Genomic DNA, 9,405 nt, shown 5'->3' with positions numbered 1-9,405 from the left:
ATTTTTCCTGGAGAAAAGCTGGACTTTGCTTTTAACTCGGAGAACAAGCTTAGCGCATTGCGCATTCATCGCAGTCGGTTAGAGAATTGGCTGATCAACGCCAACGCCGAGAATAAATTCGAACTTGAAAAAGTCGTACTCAAGCCCGATGTTCAGACCGCGTACGCTGAAGGCGTTATTAAGTCGGCACTGTTCATTGACGCAAAAAACGCCGGCCTGCCGGATAGTCTGATCATGGATTTGGCGAACATTTTCGGCTGGGATGTGGACTTCGTGCTGGATATTCGCAGTGGAGACTCGTTCAAGCTGGTTTATGAAGAGCTATTCCTTGATGGCAAAAAGATCTCCAATGGCAACATCCTTGCCGCCGAGTTTACAAACCAAGGTGAGACATTCACCGCTGTGCGCTATGAAGATCAGGAAGGTAAAACCGGCTACTTCACCCCAGATGGAAAGAGCCTGAAAAAAGCCTTCTTACGCACACCTATAGATTTCGCTCGTATATCCTCCCACTTCAACTTGCAACGCAAGCATCCTGTACTCCACAAGTTCCGCGCGCATAAAGGAACAGATTACGCAGCCGGGCGCGGCACCCCCATCAAGGCAAGTGGAGACGGCAAGGTTATTTTCGCGGGCCGCAAGGGAGGCTACGGTAATGTAGTCATTCTGCAGCATGGCCAATCCATAACTACGCTCTACGCCCACATGAAGGGTTTCGCTCGCGGCATCAAAAACGGCAAGCGCATCAACCAAGGGCAAGTAATCGGCTATGTGGGCAGTTCAGGTCTCGCGACAGGACCTCATCTGCACTATGAGTTCCGCGTCAACGGTGTACACAAAAACCCAGTAACCGTGAAGTTCCCTCACGCACAGCCCGTCGCCAGTAATGAAATGTCTCGCTTCAAAGAGCAGGCGCAAACGGCCCTGGCCCAACTACAGGCCTACTCTGACAGTTATCAGGTCGCAAAACGGGACAATCTAAGCTCTGACAACGCCGATTTATGAACGATCGGGAAATATTCGCCGGACTCATGTCCGGCACCAGTTTGGACGGTGTGGATGCAGCCCTGGCGAGCTTCCGGGGCGAACTTCCTGAAACTATCGCAACCTCCTTTACGCCTTTCCCTTCTGACCTGAAATCCAGACTTCATAATCTTGCCGTCGCCAACAGTTGGCGTCCAGACGAGTTGTTCGCAGCTGAAAGCCAGCTAACCTTGCTGTATGCCAAAGCAATAAACGACCTCCTGAACAGCGCTGATATAGATAGAAGCCGCATTCGCGCAGTTGGCTGCCACGGTCAAACCATTCGGCATCGACCAGCGATAAGTTGGCCATATACCTGTCAGCTCTCCAACCCCAGCCTCCTGGCGGAGAAAACGGGAATCACCGTTATTGCGGACTTTAGGCGTCGAGATATCGCAGCGGGCGGCGAAGGTGCGCCTCTTGCGCCAGCATTCCATATGCACGCTTTGCAACATCGTTTTCCCAATTGCGCCGTCGTTAATATCGGTGGAATCGCCAATATCACCCAATGGTCGGAAACAACCAACTCCGTTGTTGGTTTTGATTGTGGGCCAGGCAATATTCTTATGGACGCTTGGTGCTCACAAGCTTTTCAACAGCATTGCGATCAAGGTGGACAAATAGCAAGGACAGGGTCGATTAACCACGCGTTACTGCAAGAAATGAAAAGCGAACCATTCTTTTCTCTCCCTGCCCCCAAAAGCACAGGGCGAGAGCTTTTTAACCATGAATGGCTACAGACCAATCTGCAAAAGGCCGCATCTGTTAGTGATAAAGATATTCTAGCGACGCTCACTGAACTGACAGCTCAAACAATCTGCGAAGCGCTGAACGTCAGCGCCATCACTCATCTCTTTGTCTGCGGCGGCGGCGTACATAATCTTTTATTGATGGAAAGGCTTCGTCATCATCTGCCTCACGTTTTGGTGCAGGGGACCGACAGTGCAGGCATTGATCCGGACTTCATGGAAGCAATAGCTTTCGCCTGGCTGGCAAAGCGAACATTAGATGGATTGCCGGGCAACATCCCAGCGGTAACCCGCGCTCAAGGGGAGAGAATATTAGGGGCGATTTACCCCGCCTGACCACTTGCCTTCATTAACGCAGACTAGAAGTCCACGTAGCCTTTCTCTTTCAGCTTTTTTTCTTCCGCGGGGCCATACGGCACGATTTCGACGAAGGGAGGCAACGCGCTGCGATCAATATTATGTATGCGCAAATAGGTATTACACACTCTCACGTCAATGACGCGGAACGCATCCAATTGCGCAGCTTTATCTACGATGGATTTGAATTCTGGGTAATTCATTTTGGCGAAATATTCGACTTCAGGTCCATGCAAGACAAAAGCGATAGGATTACCTAGAGAGTATCCGTTTTCCCCCTCCAGCAGTTTTGAAGCCCGTTCAAACAACTCGGCGATCTCCTCTGGCGTATGGAGTTCGATCTTTGCCAGATAGTTCAGAGAGTCAGTTGCGATGGCGGGGCTGGTTTCCGGCCTGTCCGCTGCGTGTAACGAGAGAGAGAAAACAGCCAGCCACAGTAATGTTAAATAGCGGCTGAACTGCATATATCTGACCCTTTATATAGAGAAGGAGCTGCCGCAACCACAAGTGGTCGCAGCATTTGGATTCTTAATAACGAACTGCGCGCCTTCCAAACCTTCACGAAAATCAACTTCCGCACCGACAAGGTATTGGTAGCTAAGCGAGTCCACAATCAAACGCACGCCGTCTTTTTCGACAATCGTGTCGTCTTCGTTTACGGCTTCATCAAAAGAGAAACCATACTGAAACCCTGAACAGCCGCCTCCGGTAACAAATACACGCAGGCTCAGCTCATCATTCCCCTCGTCTTCAATCAGAGACTTCACCTTCGCCGCGGCGTTATCAGTGAAGATTATAGGGGTTGGTTCATATGTCTCAGCGACGCTCATAGTTCCTCCCGCCGCAACTTTCGTTGCAAGCGCTCTATACTCGGCAATTAAAAGTAGGATATCACGTGAATTATCTATTTATCCTACTTATTCGGTCAACTATATCAATGACTGGCCAAGTTGATCAGCTCAGGTTGATCGCCGGCGTCGTCCTGAGTCTTACCTGCTTTTTTATCTTCTTTTGCCGCTTTCTTCTGTTCGGATTTATCCGTAGCCGTCACCGTAGCGGTTGAAACGCTCTCTTTGCTGTGAACCAAGTTACCGTTCACTTCCGCACCCATCGCCATTTCGATCAGGTTGTAATATACGTTGCCAGTGATGGAGGCTTTCGGCGCCAGCTCGATATGCTCCGAGGAGTAGACATCGCCATTTACTTTGCCGTTGATGATGATGTGCGGCGCGATGACGTCTCCATTCACTTCGCCGACGTCGCTAACTCGCACAATGGCGTCTTCATCGGTCGTGTCAGCCTTAATCTTGCCCAATATCTTGCCGTCAATATGCAAACCGCCGGTAAACTGCAGGTCGCCCTTGATTTCAGTGCTGCGAGAAATCAGTGTATCGAAGTGCCCGCCATTGACGTTTTTTGATTTGGTTTTCTTTTTCCCGAACATTCTTACTCCCCGACCTTCCAATCGAAGGTTCTTTCTATTTTCGTTGCTTTTTTCCCGGTTGATTGCGCCACCACCTGAATCTGCTCAGGAACGAAGCCTTCCGGCAATTCCATTTCTCCAGCAATATCCTGGAAATAACGAAATCTGAACTTAACCCCCAACTCCTCGGCTCCGTCGACATCCCGCAACGGCAGTATCTCCTTTTCGCCACCTTTCACCCCGATCAGGTTTACCGCCACAACACCCTGGATGTAGGTTTTGTTGTCAGCCACTTGCGTTAATACAAGTTTATACTGAAACCTCCGATTTTCCCGTGTAGGACGAATTTCCATACGCTGCACCTGCAGCCCGGTATCCTCATCGGAGGGAGCCATGATGTTCTTGTAAAAAGCGATATCCTCACGCAGTTGCAAGTTTGCGCTTTCCAGCTCACGAATGGTCTTCAGCACATCCGTGCTGGCGGCCTGATCAATTGCTTTGCCCCGCTCCAGGTTAGCCACCTGTTGCGCTAGCTCAGTGGCGCGCCTTTCCGCTATAACCAGCATCCGGTTGAGCTCTTGGTTTTTAGAGCCAAGCTTTTCCTTTCTCAAGTCAGAGAAATACCATCCCATGGCGATGCCGCCAGTAATGCTGATAATTATGGCCAGCCATGCCAGAGCCCGTTTTTTAAGCGTTTCTCCCGGGCGGTAAGGTACGACGACCAGTTTTTCGTTTGCATTGGTAGACATTGACGATTGATACCGACTCTAAAGTGTCCATAACCTTACGCGCCAATTAAGTATTCTCTACTAACTCATTGTCGGCAAAGTTATTTTTTGTGAATTTAGGTAGCAAGCCAAACACCGTCACGTATTTGGCTTAAAAAACGCCTTTTCAGTAGGGCGCTTAGGGCAGGATCAAGGCAGCGCCGCGATAAGGTTCAATCCCGCCGTCTCCGGTAATCCCAGCATAATATTCATATTTTGTACGGCCTGACCTGCCGCGCCCTTCACTAGATTATCGATTACCGAGAGCACAATCACCACGTTAGACTCAGGCTGCCGATGCAATGAGATTCGACACAGGTTAGAGCCCCTTACCGAACGCGTCTCCGGCAGGCTGCCAAAAGGCATCACATCGACAAAAGGCTCATTCGCATAGAACGACTCAAACAGCGCCTGCAGATCTTCATTATCCTGTTTCAACTCCGCATACAAAGTGGCTTCTATGCCTCGGATCATTGGCGCGAGGTGAGGCACAAACGTCAGACCGACCGCCGCGCCAGCCGCCAAGCTGAGCCCCTGTTTTATTTCCGGTAGATGGCGGTGTCCTGATGCGCCATAAGCTTTAAAACTCTCGCTGACTTCACACAGTAGATTAGCGATTTTACCTTGCCTTCCAGCGCCGCTCACGCCGGATTTGGCGTCTGCGATGAGGCGTTGCGTATCCACCAGCCCTCTGCTTAGCAGAGGCAGGAATCCCAACTGGACCGCAGTAGGATAACATCCAGGGTTAGCGACGAGCCGAGCGGATTTAATCGCCGACCGGTTCATTTCCGGTAAGCCGTAGACAGCTTCAGCCAGCGCTTCAGGCGCAGTATGAGGCAGTCCATACCAACGACTCCACAGCTCCGCGTCCTGGATACGGAAGTCCGCCCCCAAATCCACCACCCGCGTTCCTTTGGCCAGCAATTGCGGAACCATTTCCAGGGCGACGCCATGGGGTGTGGCGAAAAACACCAAATCGCACTTAGACAGCTCTTCGACATCTGGAGCGCTAAAGCGTAAATCTGTAAAACCGCGTAAATTGGGAAACATTTCCGCAACAGGAACGCCAGCATCTCCTCGCGACGTTACTACCGCCACTTCCGCCTCAGGATGAGCCGACAGCAACCTGATCAACTCAACGCCGGTATATCCAGTGCCGCCGACAATGCCAATTTTAACCACGAGCTTACTGACCTCCGCTAAATGCCGAACTAAATTCCCAGCACAGCCATGTGGCGCGCCGGACAATACTCTAATAAATTCGCTATACTAGCAGCTTTCCGACACCCGCGCAGACTCAGCTTTCCTGAATTGCGGGCGGCGCTATTACATTCCACCCTCTGGCTGCTAGCCATGGCTGCATCACCTGTCGAGCAAACTCAGCAACAAGTTTGAATGGGAGAGGTTTGTGCTCAAACCAAACGGGAAGAAAACGCAAAAACAGCAGGTTTCCGCGCTGACTCTCAAACTGGATCTGCTGTTCCAATCTTTTCGCCGCCGCGTCGCCAGTTATGAGGCGCTGCCGCAACTGGCGCTATTGGGTTTTTTATCCGGCCTGGCTACCGGCTTAGTCATTCTCCTGTTTCGAGCGGCAATTGAGCTTCCTCTCGGCTACCTTCTGCCCGGCGACAGCGCGGAGAACTTTGAGCAATTAACGCCGCTTATGCAGTTCTGCCTGCCAATTGTTGGCGCGCTCATTCTAGCCCTGTGGCTGATGCGCCTGGGCGTGCAACAGCGCAAAGTCGGCGTCACTCACGTTATGGAGCGACTGGGCTACCACCAGGGATATATTTCCCTGCGCAGCGGACTACTGCAGTTTTTCTGTGGCGTCGCCACCTTGGCCACGGGACAAAGCGCAGGCCGGGAAGGCCCGGCCGTGCATCTTGGCGCTACCAGCTCCAGCCTGCTGGGCCAGTGGATGGGACTCCCTAATAACAGTATCCGCATGCTGGTGGGTTGCGGCACTGCTGCGGCTGTGTCCGCCTCCTTCAATACACCCATCGCTGGCGTCATCTTCGCGATGGAGGTGGTCATGCTGGAATACACCATCAATGGCTTTACGCCGATTATTCTGGCGGCAGTGACCGCCGCCGTCGTGTCTCAGCCTATCTATGGCGATGACCCGGCATTCGTTGTTCCAAACTTCAGCCTGAACTCTCTTGTGGAGCTGCCTTACATTGTGGCTGTCGCCATATTGATCGGCATGTGCTCCGCCCTTTTTGTCAAAATCATCAGTCAAACCATGGAGAAGGTGAAAACGCCTATTCTTTGGCGTTTATTGGCGGCGGGGTTATTGACCGGCTTGGCTGCATTGGCCTTGCCTCAGATCATGGGCATTGGTTACGACACGGTAAATGACGCTATCGCCGGCAATATCGGCTTTCTACTGCTTCTGACTATCGCATTGGCGAAGCTCTTAGTCACCGCTACCACCATCGGTTTGGGCATGCCTAGTGGGATTATAGGCCCCACCCTGTTCATCGGAGCAACTCTTGGAGGCGCGCTCGGCGTTCTGGCGAACATGCTAATGCCAACCCTGGCCTCGGAACCTGGATTTTACGCAGTACTGGGTATGGGCGCGATGATGGGCTCCGTTCTGCAGGCTCCTCTGGCCGCCATTATGGCGGTGATCGAGTTAACCCGAAATCCCAACGTCATTCTCCCTGCGATGCTGATCATCATCGTGTCCAGCTTGATCGCTTCCCACTACTTCCGGCAGCGCTCGGTGTTTCTGACCATCCTGCAATTGCAGGGGCTGGATTATCGTGCAGAGCCGTTAACCCTGGCTCTGCGCCGCGTAGCGGTGGGAGCCATCATGGAAAGAAGCATCAAGCGTACACAGCAGAAATTAGTATGGGGCGAAGCGAAAGAGCTGCTGCGCACAGAGCCGCGCTGGATCATCATCGAGAGCGAAGGCGGCCCGCGCGCCATTCTGCCTGCTGCTGATTTAGCCCGCTATCTGACGGAAGAAGAAGGCAAGCCCGAATTTAACCCCGAAGAAGCGTCCCTGGACTTGCTCAGTATTCCCGCGCAGCGGCGAGACGTGGCGTCCCTACATGTCCAGGCCACCCTGGAAGAAGCATTGGACCGACTGAACGCCACTGGGGTGGAAGCCCTCTATGTCGAGCGTACGACCGCCCCGTTGATCAAACCCATTATAGGCGTGATCACCCGTGCGGACCTGGAATCTTATTATCAGTACAAAAGCAAATAAGCATTTACTTATGCGATCAAGCAGAACAAGGAGCGCAGCATGCTTTGGATAAAAGCCTTTCATATCATCGCCATGGTGTGCTGGTTCGCCGGCATTTTTTACCTGCCTCGCTTATTCGTCTATCACGCCATGAGCGAGGACGAGATAAGCAAAGAGCGCTTCAAAATCATGGAGCGCAAGCTGTATCGCGGCATCGCCACCCCGTCCATGGTCATTACTGTGGCCTTGGGCCTGTGGTTGCTGTCATACAATTTCTCGGGCTATCTCGCCCAGGGCTGGATGCACGCGAAGCTGACAATGGTCGTGGCCTTGATTGGCTACCACTTCTACTGCGGGCATCTGTTAGAGGTATTCAAAGAAGACCGCAATCAACGCAGCCATGTCTTTTATCGCTGGATCAACGAAGCCCCTGTGCTGGTGTTGGTCGGCGTGGTCATCATGGTGGTGGTGCGTCCTTTTTAAGCGCAGGATTTCCGATATTTGCATTCCCCATCCGGAGTTCCGACAATGCGCAGCATAATTGTCCTTTTTAAGCCATAGATACAGGAACAGGCATGACTATCTCAGAAGAACTTTTCAGCCGAGCCCAGCAACATATCCCCGGCGGCGTCAATTCGCCGGTGCGCGCGTTTCGCGGTGTCGGCGGAGCCCCAGTATTCTTCAGCAAGGGCGAAGGGGCGTATCTGTATGACGAGGACGATAAGCGCTATATCGATTATGTCGGCTCCTGGGGGCCGATGATTCTGGGTCATGCCCACCCCGACGTGCGTCAGGCTCTGGAGCGTCAACTTGTCAACGGCCTGGGTTTCGGCGCCCCTACCCGTATCGAAATCGATATGGCGGAGAAAGTATGCGAACTGGTTCCCTCCATCGAAATGGTGCGAATGGTGAACTCCGGCACTGAAGCGACTATGAGCGCCATCCGCCTGGCTCGGGGGTTCACCGGAAGAGACAAGATCGTCAAATTTGAAGGCTGCTATCACGGCCATGCTGATTCACTATTGGTGAAAGCGGGCTCCGGCGCGCTGACCCTTGGCATTCCCGACTCCCCTGGCGTTCCCGCCAGCGTGGCGGAACACACTCTTACTTTGACTTACAACGACGCAATCATGGTCAGAGAAGTTTTCGCTCGCCACGGGGATGAAATCGCCGCGATTATCGTTGAGCCTGTCGCAGGCAATATGAATTGCATCCCACCGGAACCCGGCTTCCTGGAGACGTTACGCGCCGTTTGTGACGAGCATGGATCTCTGCTGATCTTCGATGAAGTCATGACCGGCTTCCGTGTTGCTCTGGGCGGCGCTCAGCAGGTTTATGGCGTCAAACCCGATCTGACCACGCTTGGCAAAGTCATCGGCGCAGGCCTGCCGGTCGGTGCATTTGGCGGCCGCCGCGACGTCATGTCGCACATCGCGCCACTGGGTCCCGTTTATCAGGCTGGCACGCTGTCCGGCAACCCTCTGGCGATGGCCTGTGGCTTGACCATGCTAAACAAGATCAGCGAACCGGGCTTTTATGACGCACTGGCCGCGAAAACTGAAGCGCTGGCGAAAGGTTTGCAGGAGCGCGCACAGGCAGCGGGCGTTCCTTTGACCGTCAACCAGGTTGGCGGTATGTTCGGCTTCTTTTTCAGTGAAGAGAAGAAAGTTTCCCGTTTTGAGCAAGTCACCCGTTGTGACCTGGAGCGTTTCCGCAAGTTCTACCACGGCATGCTGGATAAAGGCGTGTACTTGGCGCCATCCGCCTATGAGGCGGGATTTGTCAGCGCAGCGCACTCCGATGAGGACATTCAGGCGACGCTGGATGCGGCCTCCAGCCTGTTCGCTTCGATGTAATGCTGAGCGGCGGGAGCCTCCGTCGCCAGATTGAAAC

General features: G+C 53.0%; 10 protein-coding genes (1 of these 10 running past the window's edge). 5 read left to right on the top strand and 5 right to left on the bottom strand.

The genetic code is table 11. The features are described from left to right. Both O5O45_RS29015 and O5O45_RS29010 read left to right on the top strand, forming a co-directional pair. Positions 1-1,005: the 3' portion of an OapA family protein gene (locus O5O45_RS29015; protein WP_305902774.1), read on the top strand. It extends 348 nt beyond the left edge of the window; the window shows 1,005 of its 1,353 coding nt (coding positions 349-1,353); its start codon lies off the left edge, out of view; its stop codon occupies positions 1,003-1,005. Beyond that, positions 1,002-2,108, top strand: coding sequence for an anhydro-N-acetylmuramic acid kinase (locus O5O45_RS29010; protein WP_305902773.1), 1,107 nt, complete (start codon positions 1,002-1,004; stop codon positions 2,106-2,108). Before O5O45_RS29015 ends, O5O45_RS29010 begins: the two co-directional genes overlap by 4 nt. 23 nt (positions 2,109-2,131) lie before the next feature. Here O5O45_RS29010 and O5O45_RS29005 read toward each other — a convergent pair whose 3' ends face one another. From O5O45_RS29005 to argC, 5 genes are all read right to left on the bottom strand, one after another. After that, on the bottom strand, positions 2,132-2,593 hold the full coding sequence (locus O5O45_RS29005) for a DsrE family protein (RefSeq protein ID WP_305902772.1): 462 nt from the start codon (positions 2,591-2,593) through the stop codon (positions 2,132-2,134). 12 nt (positions 2,594-2,605) lie between these two features. Then, positions 2,606-2,959 (bottom strand): iron-sulfur cluster insertion protein ErpA, encoded by a 354-nt coding sequence (erpA, locus tag O5O45_RS29000; protein WP_305902771.1) that lies wholly within the window; start codon positions 2,957-2,959, stop codon positions 2,606-2,608. Positions 2,960-3,063: 104 nt separating this feature from the next. Then, positions 3,064-3,573 (bottom strand): bactofilin family protein, encoded by a 510-nt coding sequence (locus O5O45_RS28995; protein ID WP_305902770.1) that lies wholly within the window; start codon positions 3,571-3,573, stop codon positions 3,064-3,066. Positions 3,574-3,575: 2 nt separating this feature from the next. Next, positions 3,576-4,301 (bottom strand): DUF6776 family protein, encoded by a 726-nt coding sequence (locus O5O45_RS28990; RefSeq protein WP_011399947.1) that lies wholly within the window; start codon positions 4,299-4,301, stop codon positions 3,576-3,578. 168 nt (positions 4,302-4,469) lie between these two features. Next, entirely contained in the window at positions 4,470-5,501 is a 1,032-nt protein-coding gene (argC, locus tag O5O45_RS28985; protein WP_305902769.1) for an N-acetyl-gamma-glutamyl-phosphate reductase, read from the bottom strand. Between the two features lie 226 nt (positions 5,502-5,727). On the opposite strand from argC, the gene O5O45_RS28980 reads away from it, so the two are divergent. The 3 genes from O5O45_RS28980 to hemL all read left to right on the top strand — a co-directional run bounded on the left by O5O45_RS28980 (position 5,728) and on the right by hemL (position 9,368). After that, the gene (locus O5O45_RS28980) at positions 5,728-7,533 is read left to right on the top strand and encodes a chloride channel protein (RefSeq protein ID WP_305902768.1); all 1,806 of its coding nucleotides are present in this window, start codon (positions 5,728-5,730) and stop codon (positions 7,531-7,533) included. 39 nt (positions 7,534-7,572) lie between these two features. Then, positions 7,573-7,995: a protoporphyrinogen oxidase HemJ gene (hemJ, locus tag O5O45_RS28975; RefSeq protein ID WP_305902767.1), complete on the top strand. Its 423-nt coding sequence runs from the start codon at positions 7,573-7,575 to the stop codon at positions 7,993-7,995. A 92-nt stretch (positions 7,996-8,087) separates the two neighbouring features. Beyond that, positions 8,088-9,368, top strand: coding sequence for a glutamate-1-semialdehyde 2,1-aminomutase (gene hemL / locus O5O45_RS28970; protein WP_305902766.1), 1,281 nt, complete (start codon positions 8,088-8,090; stop codon positions 9,366-9,368). Positions 9,369-9,405 lie beyond the last annotated feature (37 nt).

It is taken from the genome of Hahella sp. HNIBRBA332 (genome assembly GCF_030719035.1).
Taxonomy (GTDB): Bacteria; Pseudomonadota; Gammaproteobacteria; order Pseudomonadales; family Oleiphilaceae; genus Hahella.
This window is presented reverse-complemented; position numbering and strand designations above follow the sequence as displayed.

What these genes read in the sequence shown, in the direction of transcription:
- hemJ (WP_305902767.1), top strand. Translation starts at nt 7,573, where the DNA reads ATGCTTTGGATAAAAGCCTTTCATATCATCGCCATGGTGTGCTGGTTC.
- O5O45_RS29010 (WP_305902773.1), top strand. Translation starts at nt 1,002, where the DNA reads ATGAACGATCGGGAAATATTCGCCGGACTCATGTCCGGCACCAGTTTG.
- O5O45_RS29005 (WP_305902772.1), bottom strand. Translation starts at nt 2,593, where the DNA reads ATGCAGTTCAGCCGCTATTTAACATTACTGTGGCTGGCTGTTTTCTCT.
- erpA (WP_305902771.1), bottom strand. Translation starts at nt 2,959, where the DNA reads ATGAGCGTCGCTGAGACATATGAACCAACCCCTATAATCTTCACTGAT.
- O5O45_RS28990 (WP_011399947.1), bottom strand. Translation starts at nt 4,301, where the DNA reads ATGTCTACCAATGCAAACGAAAAACTGGTCGTCGTACCTTACCGCCCG.
- O5O45_RS28995 (WP_305902770.1), bottom strand. Translation starts at nt 3,573, where the DNA reads ATGTTCGGGAAAAAGAAAACCAAATCAAAAAACGTCAATGGCGGGCAC.
- hemL (WP_305902766.1), top strand. Translation starts at nt 8,088, where the DNA reads ATGACTATCTCAGAAGAACTTTTCAGCCGAGCCCAGCAACATATCCCC.